Annotated in this window: 19 protein-coding genes and 1 tRNA gene; 3 read left to right on the top strand and 17 right to left on the bottom strand. The window is 62.7% G+C overall.

The window, feature by feature from the left end; translation table 11 throughout:
- Positions 1 to 12: 12 nt before the first annotated feature.
- The 11 genes from H8F01_RS18585 to tpiA form a co-directional block, all read right to left on the bottom strand.
- Positions 13 to 1,566 (bottom strand): ArnT family glycosyltransferase, encoded by a 1,554-nt coding sequence (locus H8F01_RS18585; RefSeq protein ID WP_187056515.1) that lies wholly within the window; start codon positions 1,564 to 1,566, stop codon positions 13 to 15.
- Between the two features lie 17 nt (positions 1,567 to 1,583).
- Positions 1,584 to 1,910, bottom strand: a complete 327-nt coding sequence (locus tag H8F01_RS18580; protein ID WP_187056514.1) for a hypothetical protein — start codon at positions 1,908 to 1,910, stop codon at positions 1,584 to 1,586.
- On the bottom strand, positions 1,907 to 2,263 hold the full coding sequence (locus H8F01_RS18575; RefSeq protein ID WP_187056513.1) for a DMT family transporter: 357 nt from the start codon (positions 2,261 to 2,263) through the stop codon (positions 1,907 to 1,909). Before H8F01_RS18575 ends, H8F01_RS18580 begins: the two co-directional genes overlap by 4 nt.
- On the bottom strand, positions 2,260 to 3,003 hold the full coding sequence (locus H8F01_RS18570) for a class I SAM-dependent methyltransferase (RefSeq protein ID WP_187056512.1): 744 nt from the start codon (positions 3,001 to 3,003) through the stop codon (positions 2,260 to 2,262). Before H8F01_RS18570 ends, H8F01_RS18575 begins: the two co-directional genes overlap by 4 nt.
- A 32-nt stretch (positions 3,004 to 3,035) precedes the next feature.
- A complete protein-coding gene (locus tag H8F01_RS18565) occupies positions 3,036 to 3,932 on the bottom strand; it encodes a class I SAM-dependent methyltransferase (RefSeq protein ID WP_187056511.1) in 897 nt (298 codons plus the stop codon).
- A complete protein-coding gene (locus tag H8F01_RS18560) occupies positions 3,929 to 5,893 on the bottom strand; it encodes an NAD-dependent epimerase/dehydratase family protein (protein WP_187056510.1) in 1,965 nt (654 codons plus the stop codon). The genes H8F01_RS18565 and H8F01_RS18560 overlap by 4 nt, the downstream gene beginning before the upstream one ends.
- Positions 5,894 to 5,897: 4 nt before the next feature.
- Positions 5,898 to 6,782, bottom strand: a complete 885-nt coding sequence (locus H8F01_RS18555) for a transketolase family protein (protein ID WP_187056509.1) — start codon at positions 6,780 to 6,782, stop codon at positions 5,898 to 5,900.
- Positions 6,779 to 7,609, bottom strand: coding sequence for a transketolase (locus H8F01_RS18550; RefSeq protein WP_222615678.1), 831 nt, complete (start codon positions 7,607 to 7,609; stop codon positions 6,779 to 6,781). Before H8F01_RS18550 ends, H8F01_RS18555 begins: the two co-directional genes overlap by 4 nt.
- A gap of 635 nt (positions 7,610 to 8,244) precedes the next feature.
- Positions 8,245 to 8,329 (bottom strand) — tRNA-Leu (locus tag H8F01_RS18545).
- 11 nt (positions 8,330 to 8,340) lie between these two features.
- Positions 8,341 to 8,787, bottom strand: coding sequence for a preprotein translocase subunit SecG (gene secG, locus H8F01_RS18540; protein ID WP_187056508.1), 447 nt, complete (start codon positions 8,785 to 8,787; stop codon positions 8,341 to 8,343).
- Positions 8,788 to 8,812: 25 nt separating this feature from the next.
- Complete coding sequence (gene tpiA, locus H8F01_RS18535) at positions 8,813 to 9,562, bottom strand: triose-phosphate isomerase (RefSeq protein WP_187056507.1); 750 nt, start codon at positions 9,560 to 9,562, stop codon at positions 8,813 to 8,815.
- Positions 9,563 to 9,683: 121 nt separating this feature from the next.
- Here tpiA and H8F01_RS18530 point away from each other — a divergent pair, with 121 nt between their 5' ends.
- Positions 9,684 to 10,499, top strand: coding sequence for an SDR family NAD(P)-dependent oxidoreductase (locus H8F01_RS18530; protein WP_187056506.1), 816 nt, complete (start codon positions 9,684 to 9,686; stop codon positions 10,497 to 10,499).
- Here the strand turns inward: H8F01_RS18530 and H8F01_RS18525 are convergent.
- The 5 genes from H8F01_RS18525 to orn all read right to left on the bottom strand — a co-directional run bounded on the left by H8F01_RS18525 (position 10,493) and on the right by orn (position 15,154).
- The gene (locus tag H8F01_RS18525; RefSeq protein ID WP_187056505.1) at positions 10,493 to 10,993 is read right to left on the bottom strand and encodes a hypothetical protein; all 501 of its coding nucleotides are present in this window, start codon (positions 10,991 to 10,993) and stop codon (positions 10,493 to 10,495) included. The genes H8F01_RS18530 and H8F01_RS18525 overlap by 7 nt on opposite strands.
- A gap of 158 nt (positions 10,994 to 11,151) precedes the next feature.
- Positions 11,152 to 12,087: an isopenicillin N synthase family dioxygenase gene (locus H8F01_RS18520; RefSeq protein ID WP_187056504.1), complete on the bottom strand. Its 936-nt coding sequence runs from the start codon at positions 12,085 to 12,087 to the stop codon at positions 11,152 to 11,154.
- Positions 12,088 to 12,251: 164 nt separating this feature from the next.
- Positions 12,252 to 13,604 carry a phosphoglucosamine mutase gene (gene glmM, locus H8F01_RS18515; RefSeq protein ID WP_187056503.1) on the bottom strand — a complete coding sequence of 451 codons (1,353 nt, stop codon included), beginning with the start codon at positions 13,602 to 13,604 and terminating at the stop codon, positions 12,252 to 12,254.
- Positions 13,605 to 13,660: 56 nt separating this feature from the next.
- Positions 13,661 to 14,569, bottom strand: a complete 909-nt coding sequence (folP, locus tag H8F01_RS18510; RefSeq protein ID WP_187056502.1) for a dihydropteroate synthase — start codon at positions 14,567 to 14,569, stop codon at positions 13,661 to 13,663.
- Positions 14,570 to 14,593: 24 nt separating this feature from the next.
- Positions 14,594 to 15,154, bottom strand: a complete 561-nt coding sequence (orn, locus tag H8F01_RS18505) for an oligoribonuclease (RefSeq protein ID WP_187056501.1) — start codon at positions 15,152 to 15,154, stop codon at positions 14,594 to 14,596.
- 125 nt (positions 15,155 to 15,279) lie between these two features.
- Here orn and sbcB point away from each other — a divergent pair, with 125 nt between their 5' ends.
- Together sbcB and H8F01_RS18495 are read left to right on the top strand one after the other, a co-directional pair.
- Complete coding sequence (gene sbcB / locus H8F01_RS18500; RefSeq protein WP_187056500.1) at positions 15,280 to 16,728, top strand: exodeoxyribonuclease I; 1,449 nt, start codon at positions 15,280 to 15,282, stop codon at positions 16,726 to 16,728.
- Between the two features lie 11 nt (positions 16,729 to 16,739).
- A complete protein-coding gene (locus H8F01_RS18495; protein ID WP_187056499.1) occupies positions 16,740 to 17,426 on the top strand; it encodes a DUF2461 domain-containing protein in 687 nt (228 codons plus the stop codon).
- 37 nt (positions 17,427 to 17,463) lie between these two features.
- Here the strand turns inward: H8F01_RS18495 and H8F01_RS18490 are convergent, their stop codons facing one another.
- Positions 17,464 to 18,375, bottom strand: a complete 912-nt coding sequence (locus H8F01_RS18490) for a LysR family transcriptional regulator (protein WP_187056498.1) — start codon at positions 18,373 to 18,375, stop codon at positions 17,464 to 17,466.
- Positions 18,376 to 18,566: the final 191 nt, after the last annotated feature.

Genomic DNA, 18,566 nt, shown 5'->3' with positions numbered 1-18,566 from the left:
ACGTGCCTGCTGCTAGTCCCTGCAAGCGTTGTGCTTCTTGGCCCGAAAAATCGCCCCACCAAAGTTTCCGTACTGCCTGGAGGTGCTGGACGGTATTTCGCCCACTTCCTCGTAAATACCCGTTTCGCGCACGGCAGCACGAATCTCGGAACTGCCGGGCCAATCAGTGCGGCTCGTGGTCATCACTACGTCGGGCGGACAGCGAAGCAGTGCCTCCCGAAGCCTGTCACTGGAATGCCCCAAGGTGATGAAGGTGGCCGACAAGTTGGCCAGCCCGGGCGTTGCAGGCACATGTCCCGTCAACGGGTAAAGCGAGTACATGAACCCGCTGATTGCTATGGAAGCTCCCGGCGGCGTGAGCTGCCGGATAACCGCCGCGGACAGGAGATAGTTCGATTTATCAGTAAGACTCTCCGGCCATTGGCCAGACGAAGCGGCAATCAGGACCTCTCGCGTCTGCGGCCATGCGGCGGCATAGGAGGCGAGGCGAGGTATGACCTGTATGGCAAATGCCGCGGTCACCACCGCGGCAGCCAGATGCAACACCAAGGGGGAACCAATCTTGCTCAATTCGCGCCAGCCCAGCGCTGCCAACCCGGCCAGTCCCACCAGACATACCCCAAAGTGGTAGGGAAAGCCGATCTTGGTTGCTGGCTCGACCATCGGAAGCAGCGCCGCGCATATCCAAAATGCAGATCTTGGCAAGCCGGACGAACTGCCCCCCCTCGCCTTCCGCACAAGTACAACGACCAGTCCGAGCACTGCCACGAGTACGGGCATGGCACTTTCACCGAGTGCCTGCCCACCGGAGTTCAAGAAGAAGGTTATGCGCTGGTCGGCGATAGAGGAATAGACGAGACCGGCATCCTTGTAGGCGCCGAGAAGGGCAGCCACTCCTCCTCGGGCAGCCAGGATCGAGACGGTAATCAATACTCCCACGGCAAACGCGCCGGCGACAAATTGAATGCATGCACGCGTGCCTCGGCTGATCAGCACGGTGGCACCCCCCAGCGCAATGAACGGCAGGAAGGTCTCTCGCAGCAACACCGCCAGCGACACGAGTGCCCCGATGCTCAACCAACGGCCCGCTCTTGTAACCTCGGGTGCGCGAAGACCCAACCATAACGCTGCAAACAACGGGAGATAGGCAGCGTGGATACTGTTCTTGTATCCGTACTGGATGAATACGGTCAGGTTCATCGTGAAAAGGAAGAGACCCGCTATCAGGATCGATCCCCAGCGGCTGCGGCTTTCCAGTTCAATCACCCGGAAGAACGCGTAGCCTGAGGCTACCGCAAACAGCAGATCCAGCAGCCGCAGCGCAACCATTGGATTGACGCCGAAAGCAAACACCCAGCTCCCCAGCAACGGATAGAGCATCAGCGGCCCTGCATCGGGCAGACCTCTACCAGCGGCCATGCTGGCATGCATGATCTGGGCGTAGTAAGCCTGAAATCCTTCGTCAGTCGTCGGCAGGCCGCCACTCAACATCAGGCGGGGAAGTGCCACCGTAAGGAGCAGCAGGATGATGATGGCGACGGCCGGGATGCTCGAGGAACCCGGCAAAGAACCGTCTTTGGAGGCTATATCTGAGTACACAGGATTCCCGAGACAATCAAAAGAGCTCCTACCCAAAAGCGCGGATGCAGGTGTTCCCCGAACAGCTTTCGGCTACCGATGGGGACAAGCAGATACGCTCCCGCCGCAAATGGGACCAGCTGGGAAATGGCAAGAGTCCGAAGAGCAATCACAACCAGGCCGATCGACAGCAATTGAAGTCCACCAGCCGCACCAAGGCAGGCGAGCCGCCCCAATGGTTTTCCCGGAAGCGCCGCACGCTTCATGAAGAGCTGGGAAACACTGCTGCATGCGAGCGACGAAAGGCACAGCCCCAATTCCGTCGGGCTCATCGTGACGTTACTCCACGACTGGTGAGCACTACGCCCGAAAGAATGAGCAGCATGCCCATGGCATAACGTCCATTCAGTACATCGGTAAAAATCCAGGCGCTCGCCAGCGGGGTGATGACGTAAATCAAAGCCGTCCACGGATAGGCCACCGCCAGCGGCAGTCGACGGAGCGTAAGCAGCCAACAGCAAATGCCACCGGCGGAAACGGTCAAGGCCGCCCACAACCAGGGATTTCGAACGAACCCCTCCAGGGCTCCCGCATGTTCCACCGAATGTAACCCGGCGAACTTAAGGAGTATCTGAGACGCCGTCATGCACACGATCATCCCCGCGAGGAAAACAACGTGCATCACCTACCCGCCACGATGATGCTCTGGCCGCAGGCGATATTCCTCACCAGAGGAACGCGTTCGACGAGGGGCTCGACCGACCGAAGCACTCTGGCAATGGGATCCGGGCAGAAGAAAGGCACGAGGTTCAACACGCGGCAGCTGCGTATGGGTAGCCCGGCAGCCTCGATCCAGTTGCAGATCAAGCCGGGACGGAACGAACGTTCCTCGTGTTCGATGTGATAGCGAGAGAAGCGCTCGAGGAGCTTGAGCACCGGATTGCTGCCGTTCGGCTCCAGCACGATCACCGTACCCTTGAAGGCAGCGAGCCCGGCCACTGCACGCGCAGGATCAGGCAGGTGGTGGAGTACCCCGCGAATCACGATGCAGTCGTACTGACCAGAGGCCAGGTGCTCATCCAGTTCATAGATGTTGCCCACTTCGAAGCGAACCGTGTCCGAAACACCCATGGACTGAGCGCGCGCCCGGGCAGCTTCGATGGCAACGGCAGCCGGGTCGAGGCCAACCACCCGGCGCACGCCATGCGCGGCAAATTCGACGGTGTACGCGCCATCGCCGCACCCAAGATCAAGAACGGAAGCGCCGTGGAAGTTGAACGACTCAGCGATGCTCTGGCTTATCCGGCTGTTGGCGAGACGTGCGGACAGGCGGTCTCCCGTGTACGCATAAGCCCCCTGCGCCCGCACGTCTTCGTCAAAACGGCGAACATTTTCTTTGATGTCAGGGGGCCGGACGTGATTCATGGTATTTGTCGCCTTCGGAACTGTTGGTTTCATTAGGGCTTAATGCCTACAGCGAGCATGTTGCCGACGTTCATGGAGAAGCAGCGATCAGCGAGCCCGAACCGCTCGAGCGCCGCCAGAACCAGCTTCTTTGCGCGATCGGGCAACGGTGTGAGTCGAAGCCAGTAACGCAGCGGGTACGCATTGCGAATGGGGCTTAATACGACGCGCTCGAACCCTGCCCTCTCCAGCAGCTCGCGCAAGGACTTCGGACTGAAAAGTTGCATGTGCTCAACGTCGATGATCGGAGAGCGAAGGCCGAGCATCCGGTTCAGCGGAGCTCGCCAGTTATGCACCACCACCGCAATGGCGCCCCCTGACTCAAGGAGACCATGCGCCGTACCGACGAACTCACCAGGATCGTGAAGATGCTCGAGCGTCATGAATGAACAGACGAGGCTGGTGATTTCCCCTTGAAGCATGGACGCCGAGAACATCCCTTCCCTGAGCAGGGAACGCACTGCCGGCGGGGCCGCCTGGATAGCAGCGGTGGAAGGTTCAATGCCGATCACCGACGCAAAACCTTGATCCTGCAGCCACGGAAGAAGGGGGCCGCTACCCGCGCCCACGTCGACCGCGGCGTTTCGACCAGCCAGTTCCCGCACATGCGGGCCAAGGGCTGTCGCGTAAGTTCGCGCTGCAGCCAGTGCCTCGGGCCCCGAGTCAAAGTCAGCCCCGGCATAGGAGGCATGCAGGAAGTCTTCAGGAGGCGGAGTTGGCGCATAGACCAGATCGCAGGTACTGCAACGCACCAGGCGCAGACACATGAACTCTGGGGGTTTGCGGGACGCGTAGGTCAGTGTACTGACCCGCTCAAGGTCAATGCGCTCATCAGCAAAAGGCACATGGCTCCGGCCATGGCAAACGGGGCAATCGCGTTCGATGTTCACGGCAGCCCCTTCGGATCTGCGGGACGAATCTCGCCACGGACAATCAAGCTGCTGCGAATGTAAGCAGGACGTGCCTTGGTTTCCTCGAAGATCTTGCCGACGTATTCGCCAAGAAGCCCAATTCCAAGCAGGGTGAAGGAGCCGAAGAACATCACCAGCAATGACAGGAAAGTCATACCCTTGGGAACTGATTCGGCGTCGAATATCCGCACAAGAATGCTGAAGATCGCCAGCAAGACGGTAGCGAACGAGGCAAATCCACCCGCTGCGGTCAGCAGGTGCAGTGGCATGCGAGAAAAAGAGAAGATGCCCTTCTTGGCCCAGCCAATGTTCTTGATCCAATTATTGGTGCTGACGCCAAACATGCGCTCGGGCCTGACATAGTCCACCCCCTCCTGGCGAAAACCCACATAGGCACGCAGTCCGCGAAGAAACAAATCGCGCTCCTGGCACTGGAGAAGCCAGTAGACAACGCTGCGGTCGATCAACGAAAAATCACCGGCGTCCTTCGGAACGGGCACTTCACTCATCACGGCGAAAACACGATAGAAGGCGCGATAGCAGGCTTCCAGGAGTATGGGCATCTCTCGCTTTATTCGCCGCCCATAGACCACGTCCGCGCCAGCGCGCCAACGCTCGACAAAAGCCTCGATCAGCTCTGGCGGATCCTGTAGGTCGCCATCCATCAGAACGACAGCCTCCTTGCTGGCTATCTCCATGCCGCTGCGAAATGCAGCCTGCGATCCGAAGTTGCGTGAGTGAGTGACACCGACCACGTGAGGGTCACGGGCACTGATCTCTCGAATGACTTCGGCGGAATCATCCGGAGAATTGTCATTGACGAATATAATCTCGTAATCAATGCCAGCCCGCTGAAACACCGCCACCAGTCGCTCATGCATGATGGGGATAGCCTGGCCGTCCCGGTAACAGGCGATTACGGCAGAGATTGAATTCTTCTCCCTGCGGGGCTGAGTGCGCTTTGTCAGCTGCCTGAAATCCGCTTCGATGAGGTGCTTTTTCCACCAGTCACGCGTTTGCTTGAGGCCTTCCGCAAGATCGGTCCTGGCAGACCAGCCAATCAGCCGAGTTGCCTTGGCTGCATTTGCGTACCAGTTGTCGGTGTCCCAAGCGCGGCCCGCGGCCGGATTGAAGCGCGGCTCCACGGCGAGTCCGAATGAGTGGATGGCCAGCTCGGCGAGGGCCGCGAGAGTCGTCGGTCGACCACTGCCGATATTGATCGACTCGCCTGCAATTTCCGGCCCCAACGATTGCGCGGTATCGGCAAACGCTTCGATCACGTCATCCACATGCACGAAGTCACGGCTTACCTCGGCGCGAGCCAGAACCGGCAGCTCTCCCCTGAGGCTCGCTTCACACAACGCGGGAATGAGTCGGGAGCTGTCCTCGAATGGGCCGTACACGGCGTAGAGCCGCAAATTGGCCACAGGAACACCACGCACCTTGCCGAAGTAGGCAATGGCCGCACTGGCGGCAGCCTTGCTGACTGCATAGTGACTGTTGGGCAGGAGCGCGGCATCTTCGGCGGGGGCCGCCGAATTGAGACCATACTCCGACGAACTACCCGCATGGACGAAAGCAGCCAGGTCCATTGTTGCAACCTCTTCCATCAGCCGAATAAAGCTCAGGTAGTTGGTTGCATGGACGCGCTCGTAATCCTGTTCGAAGGAATACGCTCCAAAGGATGAGCAGTCGAAGATGGTCCGTGGTCCAACGCGGCGCAGCACCGAACTGACGCTGGTGGGATCCTGCAGATTCAGGAAGGCGATGTGCGATGCCGGGACGCCATCGAGACGCCACGTGTCGCCGGAGAATACCGTTCCGGTGACATCGCTGCGCACCGCAAGCAGACGGTGCAGCAAATTGGCCCCAATGAACCCGCTGGCGCCAAGAACCAACACCGGGCCAGCCAGATTCCTAAGCTTGTCGTCTAGATTCATTGTTTCAGCCAGTAACCATGGAACGGATGGAGGGTGCGTCCAGTCCGCACTCGGCACGGTGAAAAGCCTGGGAACCGAAACGGCCGCTGGGGTAACCAAGCGCTGGGCGATGCACGAAGCGCGCAGCCGTCAAGCCGCGAGCGGCAAGGCTCAGAGTCAGGTTCATCCCAAGCCCTCCTTGAGCAACATGCTCCTCGAGGACGTATAGGGAGCGGCTGGCTATTTGCTCCAGAAACAGCTCCGGTATGTCGGAATCATTGAACTCGCACACTGCCCACACAGACGGCCTTGATTCCACATCAAGATCAGCAAGAGCTTGCCAGGCGACACCGGCCAGCGGACCAAGGGCCGCAATCGCGCCGCACTTTCCGGGTAAAACTTCTCGCCAGGGAGCGTAGCCAGGAACAGTTTCACCTGCCGGCCTGGCGTCATAGCCCAGACGCAGATAAGTGGGACTGTCGAAACCGGCAAGAAGCGCAGGCAGGTCGTCATCGAATGCCGGCACCAGCACACGCACGCCCAAAGCGTTCATGGCTGCGCAATCTTCCAGTGCATGATGGGTCGGCCCCATGTGACCGTATGCGTAACCTCCACCGTTGCCGACCAGACACACCGGCAAACCACCGATGCACAGATCATTGCGGATCTGCTCGAAGGGGCGTGCGTAACAGAATGGGGCGATGCTGTAGACAATCACCTGCAGAGCTTCACGCGCGAGACCCGCCGCCACGCCAATCATGTTCTGCTCGGCAACGCCTGCATTGACGAAACGCGTGCCGAATGCGGCCTGGACTTCTTCCAGGGCCATGAAACCGAGATCACCGGTGAGGAAAAAACAGTCCTCGCGATTGCAGTGCTCCAGAACCGCACTAGCGAAAGCTTTCCTCATCGATTGGCCCCCTCTTCAAACGCACTGCGGGCAGCCAGGTAGCTGGCTTCAGAAAGGGGAAGGTAATGAGATTCCAGCAGATCCTCGAAATGGAGGCCGCGCCCTTTCACCGTATCAAGGATCAACACCCGAGGGGCACCTCGCGCGGGCTTGGCAATGGCTTGCATGATGGCATCCGAATCGTGGCCGTCGATCTTCTGAAGGTCGGCACCAAAGGCGGCAATACGCGGGGAAAGATCCTCGCAGGAAATGACTTCCGCCGTGCGGCCAAACCCCTGCAAACCATTTTGATCGATGAGAATGACAAGGTTATCCAGACGCTGATGGATAGCGAAATTGAGAGCCTCCCAGCAGCCGCCTTCTTGCCACTCGCCGTCCGAGCAAAGACAGAAGACCTGATGATCCAGCCCCTTGTGACGTGCAGCCAGCGCCAGACCGGTTGCCAATGATGGACCGTGCCCGAGGGAGCCCGTGGAAAACATCAGTCCGGGGATGCCCGAGCCACTGGGGTGCCCTGGAAGCAACGAGTTGTCTCGCGTGAATGTCTGTAAATCAGCCTCGGAAAGTCGGCCAAGACTCCACAACGTCGCATACAAGGCCCCTGCCGAATGCCCCTTCGAGAGGATGAAGCGATCATCCGCTCCCATGACGCGGTGATATAACGTCATCAGCGCGTCAATGCAGGAAAAATTGCCACCCAGGTGGCCGCAGTTCGCCTCGTAGTGGAGCTGCAGCAACCTGATTTTGGCCAGGCGAAGAGTGTCCGAGAATGGCTGCATATTTGCTGGGAAACCCCGGTCTTTTGAATTATTGATATAGGACGGCATCGACCCGCAGGCACCTGGCCGCTCGCATGTAAACCGGTGAATGAGGAGCAGGGGCCGTTTTTGCACTCGAAACCGCGACAAGGACCGCGTCCATCGGCATTGCGGCTCATATCACTCCCGATGGAAGGCCCCACGCCTTCAACCCACCCCGCCTCTCCCGCTTGCAAGTCAAACACTGCAAGCGCCAGCCCGTTCCGCCGGAATCAAGTCATCAAAGTATACGCATCAGCGGGAGATTTCAGGCTTTTCACCCGATGCAATCGCTTCGGTCTGACAAATCCAGCCTCTCACGCTGACCGTGTCAAACCAACGGACCAGCCCCATTCTGTGAAGGCGCGTGTATTACCCTCCTCCAGCGCACGGATGAGATGCGGGACCCGCGAGTTCCGTCGTGCGTCTCGCCCCACCCCGGAGGCACGCTCTGCTCTCAACCGTCACCAGCGGGCGATTAGCTCGCCATCAGCACGCAGCCATCATCATCGGCAGCCGTCCGGGAAAGCTTTGCGGGCGCCGCAGCCCCCCGTGCCCATCCCGCGCCTGACAACGGGAAAGCAAAACGCGAAAAACAAAAAACCCCGCAAAATGCGGGGTTCATTGTGTTTCACGAACCTCGACAAGGTTCCTGAAACGGGTGTTGGTGCCCAAGGGGGGACTCGAACCCCCACGCCTCTCGGCGCTACCACCTCAAGGTAGTGCGTCTACCAATTCCGCCACCTGGGCAGGTGTCTTACTTAATTTTTCTTCGCCGGTTCCGTCGCGGCCGGCACGTCGCCCGAGGGCTTGGCCGGAGCCGTGGCAGCGGGAACGTCGCCCTGTGCCGGCTTGGTGGCCTGCGGGATTTCCGCGTTGGCCGGTGCGGCGGGCTGCGCATTCTGCGTTGCTGCCGGCTTGTTGGCAAGACCCGACATCACACCCAGATCACTGCCGCTTTCGCTCGGCGAATGCGAGCTGTGGCTCAGGTACATACCCATGCCAAGGCTCAGTGCGAAGAACAGCGCTGCCAGCACTGCCGTGGTGCGGGTCAGGAAGCTGGCCGAGCCACGTGCACCGAACACGGTTGCCGATGCGCCGCCGCCGAAACCGGAGCCCGCATCCGCACCTGCGCCGCGCTGCATCAGAATCAGCACGATCATCGCCGCGGCGATCAGAATGTAGAAGACGCTGAAGATGACGAACATGGTTCTCTTTAAGAGTCCGTGGTGCTCAGTACGCCGCGGCGCAGATTCCAAGGAAATCGGCCGATGCCAGCGAGGCTCCCCCGATCAACCCACCATCCACGTCCGGCTGCGCGAACAAATCGGCAGCATTCGCCGCTTTGACACTTCCGCCATAAAGCAGTCGGGTCAGACGGGCAATCATAGCATCTTCTTTTTCCAGTTGGCTACGGATGAACGCATGAACGTGCTGCGCCTGCTCCGGCGTGGCCGTATGGCCCGTGCCGATGGCCCAGATGGGCTCGTACGCAATCACCGCCGTATCGAAGCTGGCGATGCCGTTGAGGTCGATCACCGCCTTGAGCTGGCGGGCGACCACGGCCTCGGTGAGCCCGTTTTCCCGCTCGGCCAGGGTTTCGCCCACACACAGGATGGGGGTAAGCCCACCGGCACGTGCCGCCGCGAACTTGCGCGCCACCAGCTCGCTCGTTTCGTGGTGGAACTGGCGACGCTCCGAATGCCCCACGATGACCCACTGGGCACCCACGTCGGCCAGCATGGCCGCGGACACTTCGCCCGTGTAGGCACCCTGCCCCTCGTGCTCACTCACGTCCTGTCCGCCAAAACCAAGGCCTGAACCCGCATGCGCCGCGGCCAGCTCGCCCAGGTACAGCAGCGGCGGCACCACCACCACGTCGAGCCCGGTGGGCAGGGCCGCGGCGATGTCGCCAACCAGGGCTGTCGCCATGCTGCGGCTACCATGCATCTTCCAGTTGCCGGCGACGAGTTTCTTGCGCATGCGCGTGTTCCCTTGCGTATAAACCCGAAAGCTTAACGTCGGACCATGCCACTGGCAACGACGCGGCGACAAACCCTTGGTGTTACGGAAAAAATCAGAAGAACCACAAGGAGACCACTTTATGACCACGACCCGTCCACTCAGCCTGGTCACCGGCGCATCTGCGGGTATCGGTGCCGCTTTCGCCCGCGAACTGGCCACCCAAGGACACGATCTGGTGCTCACCGCACGCCGGGCCGACCGGCTGGAATCACTGGCCCAGGAGCTTCGCGAGCGCCACGGAGCCGTGGTGACCGTCCTGCCCGCCGACCTGGCCGACCCGAGCGCCGTATCCCGATTGTGCGACGAACTGGACGCACGTGGACTTAGGGTGGACTGGCTCATCAACAATGCCGGCTACGGTGTGCCGGGCACCTTCGAGGCCGTCGAGTGGCCCGTGCACGAGGCCTTTATCCGGGTGCTGATGACCGCACCGGCCGAACTGGCCTGGCGACTGCTGCCCGGCATGCGTGAGCGTGGCCACGGCCGCATCGTCAATGTGGCCTCGCTGGCAGGGCATGTCCCGGGTTCGGCGGGTCACACGCTGTACGCGGCGAGCAAGGCTTATCTGATCAAGTTTTCGCAGTCGCTTGCCTTGGAAAACCGCCATCTTGGCGTCCATGTCTGCGCGCTGTGCCCGGGCTTCACCTGGTCGGAATTCCACGATGTGACCGGCACCCGGCAGCTGATGAACAAGCTGCCGGGCTTCATGTGGCAGAGCGCGGAAGCCGTGGTGCGCGAAGGCTGCCGCGCGGTGGAGCGCGGCGACGTGGTGCACGTGACCGGTAGCGTCAATCGCGTCATCAAGGCGCTGACGAAGCTGCTGCCGGATCGGCTCACGCTGTGGCTGTCGGCCCGTGAATCGAAACGCTATCGCGCGCTGGAGGCCACTCAGTGACCGGCGCGCTCCCGTGAGCATTGCATCGTGTCGCCGAGCACGAAAGCGCCCTCGCGCTGCACCTCCCAATCGATGCGCAGCCCGTTTCCGGGCTCGCGCTTATAAGTGAAGCGCTGCGCCGGTTTGACTTCGGGGGCGGATTGCCAGACCAGGCGCCCGTCCTTCCATCCTTCCGACGAAAACAGCCTGGCGCCACCGAAGCTGTCGAGGATGGTCGCGTTGTAGCGGCTGGTTTTGGCGTCGTATCCCCAAGCCTCCAACGCGTGATAAGTGGCCGGCGGCGAGGTGTCGTCGTGGTGCTTGACCAGCGCCTTGCCGTGCAGGTCCAGCTCAAAACGGATGGAGGAGTCGATGGTCTTTCCCGTGGCGGGGAAGACGCCGTGACAGGTCCATGGTCCTGTCAGGTCCGAGAAGTCTCGAAAGGGCTCATCGGCGGAGGCCATGGCACGGCCGCTCACCAGACAGGCAATGCACAGCAACAGCGTCAGGCGCATGACGAACTCCTTCAAGGAGGGAGCTCAGCGTAGTGCCTGTGCAACGCAGGCAAATCGTCCGGAAGTAACGCCCGCCAGCCGTATCCACGTGGCAGCACGGGCAAAACACGCCCAGAGTGCTCCCCCTCCTGCCGGAGAGGGAGCAAGGGCGCAAAAAATCAGATCAGCTTGATCTCGCGCAGGCGCTGAAGCAGGTACTCGTGCGAGGTGATGCTGGTGTCGTAGCGGCTCGGGTTGTCCGGCGTGACCGTCTGCGGCAGCGGATCCAGCACCACGTCCGGGTTCGGATGCAGGAAGTACGGCACCGAGTAGCGCGGCTTGCGCGAGTTCTCGTTCTGCGGGTTCACCACGCGATGCGAGGTGGACGGATACACGTGGTTGGTCAGGCGCTGCAGCATGTCGCCGATGTTCACCACGATGGCGTCGCCTTCGGTGGTGATCGGCAGCCACTGGCCTTCGCGCGTGAGCACTTCCAGGCCTTCTGCACTTGCACCCACCAGCAGGGTGATGAAGTTGATGTCCTCATGGGCGCCGGCGCGCACGTTGGGGACGTTTTCGTCGGTGATCGGCGGGTAGTGGATCGGGCGCAGGATGGAGTTGCCCTGGTCGATCTTGTCGTCGAAGAAGTGCTCGGGCAGATCAATGTGCAGGGCCAGTGCGCGCAGCACGCGCGAGCCCAGCTGGTCGAGTGCCTCGAACAGGCCGTAACCGTTCTTCTGGAAGTCGGTGATTTCCGACGGCCAGATGTTGGGCGGCATCACGTCGGCAAACGTCGAGTCGCGGGAGATCTCGCGACCGATATGCCAGAACTCCTTGAGGTCGGCGAACTTGCTGTCCTTGGCGGTTTCCACCTTGTACGGCGTGTAGCCGCGCGCGCCGCCACTGCCCGGCACGTTGTACTTCATCTTCGTTTCGGTGGGCAGCGCAAAGAACTGCTGGAACGACTCGTAGGCGCCGTCGATCAGCTCACGCGAAATGCCGTGGCCGCTGATGCAGCAGAAACCGAATTCACGATAGGCGTTGCCCAGCTCGGACACGAACGCGACCCGATCGGTGTCGTAACGACGGATGTCGAGGGTTGGAACTTTCTTCATGGCTTGTCCACAGGTTGTGCGTGCGGTCCATTTGAAGGCTGCTCAACATCTCCATATTGGCGATTTTGAACAGCCTCTTTAATCCGCCACCGCAGGGGCGGGGCACGTCGGGCCAATCCTTGGCGACCTGGGTGGGGCCTTTGGCCCCTGAAGCTCTTACAGGCTCACGAACGTTCTGCGGCGGATTTTACGACACCCGCGAGGCTTTCGGCCAACTGTCGCACTTCGGCCTCGTCGGCCGCCTCCACCGTGACACGCACCAGCGGCTCCGTGCCCGAGGCACGCAGCACCACGCGGCCGCGACCGGACAGCACGCGCTCGGTTTCGGCCAGCGCTTCGCGTACCGGCTCGCTGTCGAGGGACTCGCGGGCGCCATCGGCACGCACGTTGATCATGATCTGCGGCATTTTTCGCAGACCCTGGCGGGCTTGGGCCAGGTCGGTACCGGCATAGGCCAGCGCCTCCAGCACGGCGAGTGCCGAAACGATACCGTCGCCGGTGGTGGCGCGGTCCAGGCACAGGATATGGCCGGAGGTTTCACCGCCAAGGTTGCCGCCGTGCTGCTTGAGCTGCTGCAACACGTAGCGATCGCCCACGTTGGCGCGGATCAGCTTCACGTCGATCTGCGCCAGTGCGAGCTGCAGCCCGTAGTTGCTCATCAGGGTGCCGACCACAGGCCCTTCCAGCAGGCCCTGTGCATGCCAGGCGTTGGCCAGCACGAACAGGATGTCATCGCCGTCGGCCAGCTTGCCGTTGCGGTCCACCAGCAGGACGCGGTCGCCGTCGCCGTCGAAGGCAATGCCCAGGTCCGCGCCCTGCTCCATCACCGCGTGCACCAGCGCCTGCGGATGGGTGGAACCGACGTCGCGATTGATGTTGAAGCCATCGGGGCGGTCGCCAATGGTGGTCACCACCGCACCCAGTTCCGCGAACACCTTGGGTGCCACCTGATAGGTCGCCCCGTTCGCGCAGTCGAGCACGAGGCGCAGGCCACGAAGGCTGAAATCCTCCGCGGCGGTGGATTTGCAGAACTCGGCATAGCGCGTCACCGCATCGGCGATGCGCGTGGCCTTGCCAAGCTGCTCGGACGGAACGGTGGCGAACTCCAGCTCCAGCTCCTCTTCGATGGCCTGCTCCACCGCGTCGGAGAGCTTTTCGCCGTTGGCGGAGAAGAACTTGATGCCGTTGTCGTGATGCGGGTTGTGCGACGCACTGATCACGATGCCGGCATCGGCGCGCAGCGAGCGCGTGAGGAAGGCCACGCCCGGCGTGGGCATGGGGCCGAGCAGCGCCACGTCGGCGCCGGCGGCCACCAGGCCGGCCTCGAGAGCCGATTCGAACATATAGCCGGACACGCGGGTGTCCTTGCCGATTACCACTTTCGGCCGTGCGCGCCCATTGCGCGCCAGCACCACGCCCAGGGCGCGCCCCAGCCGCAGCATGAAATCGGCGCTGATCGGCCATTGGCCGACCAGGCCGCGAATGCCATCGGTTCCAAAATACTTCCGTTGTGTCATGGCGTTACTCCTGCCCAGGTCGCCGCGCTGCCGCGTCCGACTCTCGCCCAAGGTGATTATTCGTCGTCCGGCCAGCGCGGCACGGAGGGTTTGTCGTCACGGCGCGGTGGCGTATCGCCCGCCTGCACCGCATGCCATACCGCAAGCGCGTCGACCGTAGCCGCTACATTATGAACGCGGACCATGCGCGCGCCACGCTGCACGGCGATGACGGCGGCGGCCACCGAACCGGCCGCCCGCTCAAGCGGCTCCTTGCGGCCGGTGATCGCGCCAATCATGGATTTGCGCGACATGCCGACGTAAACGCCGCTGCCGAGGCTGGCAAAACGCTCCAGCGCGCGCAGCAGCGCCAGGTTGTGTTCCAGGTTCTTGCCGAAGCCAAAACCGGGGTCGACCATGACCTTGCGGCGGTCGATGCCGGCCAGCTCGCAAGCGAACAGGCGGTCGGTCAGGAAGCGATGCACGTCGCCGACCACATCGTCGTAATGCGGTTCGTCCTGCATGCTGCGCGGCTCGCCCAGCATGTGCATCAGGCACACCGGCACGCCCAGGTCGGCCGCCGCATCCAGCGCGCCCTCGCGGCGCAGCGCGTAGACATCGTTGATCATGCCGGCACCGGCCGCCACGGCGGCGCGCATCACTTCCGGCTTGGAGGTATCGATGGCGAGTGGCACGCGGGTACGCGCCGCCAGCTGCTCGAGCACCGGCACGATGCGGCGGAGTTCCTCCTCCACCGGCACGTCTTCCGAACCGGGGCGGGTGGACTCACCGCCGATATCCAGCATGTCCGCGCCCTCGTCCACCATGCGCAGGCCATGCGCCACGGCGTCATCCACCGAGCCATGGCTGCCGCCGTCGGAGAACGAATCGGGGGTGACGTTGAGGATGCCCACCACGCGGGGACGGTCGAGCGTGAGCGGCCGGCCGTTGCAGTCGAGCACGGTCGCAAACAGATCAAGGGACATGGAAACTCCCGTGGAGGTGGGGCGTCAGGAGTTGCCGCCCAGCGGCCCCATGAACTGGCGGTAATAACGCAGTTCCTCGATGGAATCGCGGATATCCGACAACGCGGTATGCGCCGATTCCTTCGAGAAGCCCTTGCCGATGGCCGGCGACCAGCGTCGCGCAAGCTCCTTCAGCGTGGACACGTCGAGGTTGCGGTAATGGAAGAATCGTTCCAGCCGCGGCATCTCGCGATGCAGGAAGCGGCGGTCCTGGCAGATGGAGTTGCCGCACATCGGCGACTTGCCGGCCGGCACCCATGCCTTGAGGAAGTCGAGCGTGGCCTGTTCGGCGGTGGCGTGATCGTCGTCGGAAGCAACCACCTGGTCCCACAGGCCCGAACGGCGATGCTGGTTGCGGTTCCATGCATCCATCGCTTCCAGCCGCTCCAGCGGGTGGCGTATCGCAAACACCGGGCCCTCGGCGAGGATGCGGAGGTCCTTGTCGGTGACGATGGTCGCAATCTCGAGGATGGAATCGTTGTCCGTATCGAGTCCGGTCATTTCCAGATCGATCCAGATCAGATTGTCTTCGTTCGCTTGGCTCATGCGCCCTCCTGGACGCGAAGTCTAGCAGCAGCCAGCCGGCCAGACGCCGGAATCGCCACGCGCCCGACGACGGGACGCCCACGGGCCGCATGGAGCATGCCCCGGGGCCATGCGATGATCGCTGCATGCAGACGTTCTTCTGGCACGACTACGAGACCTTCGGCGCCGATCCCTGGCGCGACCGCCCGGTGCAGTTCGCCGGCATCCGCACCACCATGGAGCTGGAGATCCTGGGCGAGCCGGTGATGTTCTTCGGCAAGCCCCCACGCGAGATGCCACCGCATCCCGACGCCTGCCTGATCACCGGCATCACGCCACAGCAGGCCGAGCGCGAGGGCTGCCTGGAGGCCGATTTCGCCGCGCGCGTACATGAGCAGCTCGCCCAGCCAGGCACCTGCGGCGTGGGCTATAACTCGCTGCGCTTCGACGATGAAATCGGCCGCCAGCTGTTCTACCGGAACATGTTCGAGCCCTATGGGCGCGAATGGGAAAACGGCAACTCGCGCTGGGACCTGATCGATCTGGTACGCCTGTGCCAGGCGCTGCGTCCAGAGGGCATCGAGTGGCCCCGGCGCGAGGATGGCTCGCCCAGTTTCAAGCTGGAGCACCTCGCCACCGCCAACCACCTGCGCCAGGAACGCGCACACGATGCGCTCTCTGACGTGTACGCACTGATCGACCTGGCGCGCCTCATCCGCGTCCGGCAGCCGCGACTGTGGGATTGGTACTTCGCCCTGCGGCGCAAGCAGCGCGTGTTCGAAATGCTCGACGTGGTAGCCATGACACCGGTAGTGCACGTGTCCTCGCGCTATCCCGCGAGCCGCCAGTGCCTGGCGGTGATCGCGCCACTGGCCGCGCATCCGAGCAGGCCGGGGGAAATCATCGTGTACGACCTGGCCGGCGACCCTTCGGAGCTGTTGGCACTGGACGAAGATGAAATCGCCGACCGCGTATTCACTGCACGTGCCGACCTGCCCGAGGGTGTGGAGCGCATTCCGCTGCGTACCGTGCGCGCCAACCGTGCCCCGGCGCTGGCGCCGCTGTCCACCCTAAAGGGCGTGGACCTGGACCGGCTGCAGATCGACCTGGACAAGGTGCAGGCACATCGCGACATCCTGGCCTCCGCCGAGGGCCTGCCGGCCAAGCTGCGCCGCGTGTTTCAGCGCGCCGCCGACCTGCCGCCGCCCGCCGATCCCGAACTTGCCCTGTATGGCGGTTTCCTGCCGGATGCGGACAAGCGCCTGCTGGCCGATATCCGCGCCACGCCGCCGGAACAATTGGGCCAGCGCGCCTTTCCGTTCCGCGACCCGCGTTATCCGGAATTGTTCTTCCGCTATCGCGCGCGCAACTGGCCCGAGACCCTGAGCCTGGACGAACAGGCCCGCTGGCAGGCGTTCTGCCGCGATCGCCTGACCCGGTCCACGCCACTGACCAACCTGACCCTGGACGACTACTTCGCGCGCATCGCCGAGCTGCGCGGCGGCGACCTGGCCCAAGACAAGCAGGCCGTCCTCGACCAGCTGCAGAGCTGGGGCGAGATGCTGGCCGCCGATATCGCCCCTCTTACTGCCTGACCACCAACGCCATGGCCACGACCTATTTCTCGCCCGCCACCTTCCGCTTCCTGCGCGCGCTCGACCGCAACAACAACCGCGAGTGGTTCCACGCGCACAAAGCAGAGTACGAACGCGACGTACGCGATCCCTTCCTCGCGCTGATTGCCGACATGCAGACGCCGCTGACCAAGATCAGCCAGCACTACCGCGCCGACCCGCGCAAAAGTGGTGGCTCACTGTTCCGCATCTATCGGGATACACGCTTCTCCAACGACAAGCAGCCGTACAAGCCCTGGCAGGGCGCCCGCTTTTTCCATGAGCGCCGCCATGAGATTCCCGCGCCCTCGTTCTATGTGCACGTGCAGCCGGGCGACTGTTTTGCCGGCGGCGGCATCTGGCACCCGGAATCGGATGCGCTGAAGAAGATCCGCGATTTCCTGGCCGACAACCCGGAAGCATGGAAACGCGCCACGCGCAGCAAGGCATTTCGCGACCACTTCCAGTTCTGGGGCGAATCGCTGACGCGCCCGCCACGCGGATTCGATCCGGCCCATGAATTGATCGACGATATCAAGCGCAAGGATTTCGCTTGTGGCGAAGGCTTTGACGAGAAGCTGGCCTGCTCCGCCGAGCTGTTGCCGTGGCTGGTGGATACCTACAAGCGCGTAGCGCCGATGGTCGATTATCTGTGTGCATCGCAGGAACTGGATTTCTGAAGCCGTCGTGCTGGGGCGCGCCGCCTGATATCGCGCCTCAGCCCGCTTCGTCCACCAGCCGCAACCCCGGACGCTGTTTGGCCAGCTTGCGCAGGAGCGCGGCAAAATTCTGCAGGTCGGCATGCCACGGTGACGCTTCACGCCAGAACAGAGCGATCTCGCGACCGGGCGCCTGCCCCTTGAGCTTGGCCAGCACAATATTGGGCATGGACGCCAGGCGATCATGCGCAAGCGCAGGCACCAGGGCGTAACCGCCACGCAGTTCCACCAATGCGGCAAGGCTTTCCAGGCTGACGTCCTGCACGTGTCCACCGCCGAGCACATCTTCGCAATGGCTCTCGGTCATCAGCGTGGCGTCGCTGGCTTCCAGCTGTTCGATGCCCACGCTGCGCTTGCCGGCAAGTGCGTGATCGGCACGGAACATCACTTCCCATGGCTCGAAAAACAACGGGCGCATGGCCACGCCGCTCACTGGCGGCACGCGCGGCGCCAGCACCGCATCGAGCTCGCCTTCGTTCAAGCGACGCAGCAGGCCACGCGGCTTGCCTTCCGACAGGCTGAGTCGGGTGCCCTGGAAATGCTGTGGAAACGGCCCGATGAGATGCGGCAGCAGATAAGGGCCGAGCGATGCAGGAACGCCCAGGCGCAACTCGCCACCGAACGCCACCTCGCCCGCGCGCGCCACCTGCTGCAGATGTTCGGCCGCGGCCAGCACGGCGTCGATCTGTTCCAGCAGGCGCTGGCCGCCAGCCGTCGGTACGATGCGGCGGCCGCCGCGCTCGAACAACGGCGCACCGAGTGCCTGCTCCACCTTCTGCACCTGATGCGAAAGGCCCGATGGACTGATGTGCATGGCGCGCGCAGCGCTGTTGAAGCTGCCGTGGCGCCGCACGGCCTGCACCAGCATGAGGTCGCGGAGGGAGACTACCGAGAGGTGGGAAGAGATCATCCGCTGGGTGCTGACCTGGCCTGTGACGGCGGAAGCATAAACGACCCGGGGCCGCGCTGCCTTCCTCACCGTCATTCCCGCGAAGGCGGGAATCCAGTGACTTTTCGCTCTCCTATTTGCGCCAAGGCAAGAGCAAAGGCACTGGATTCCCGCCTTCGCGGGAATGACGGTGAGGGGAATTCAGCCAGTCA

Source organism: Dyella telluris, assembly GCF_014297575.1.
In the GTDB taxonomy this organism is placed as follows: Bacteria; Pseudomonadota; Gammaproteobacteria; order Xanthomonadales; family Rhodanobacteraceae; genus Dyella; species Dyella telluris.
The sequence above is the reverse complement of the archived record's forward strand: the minus strand, read 5'-3'. Positions and strand labels throughout refer to the sequence as shown.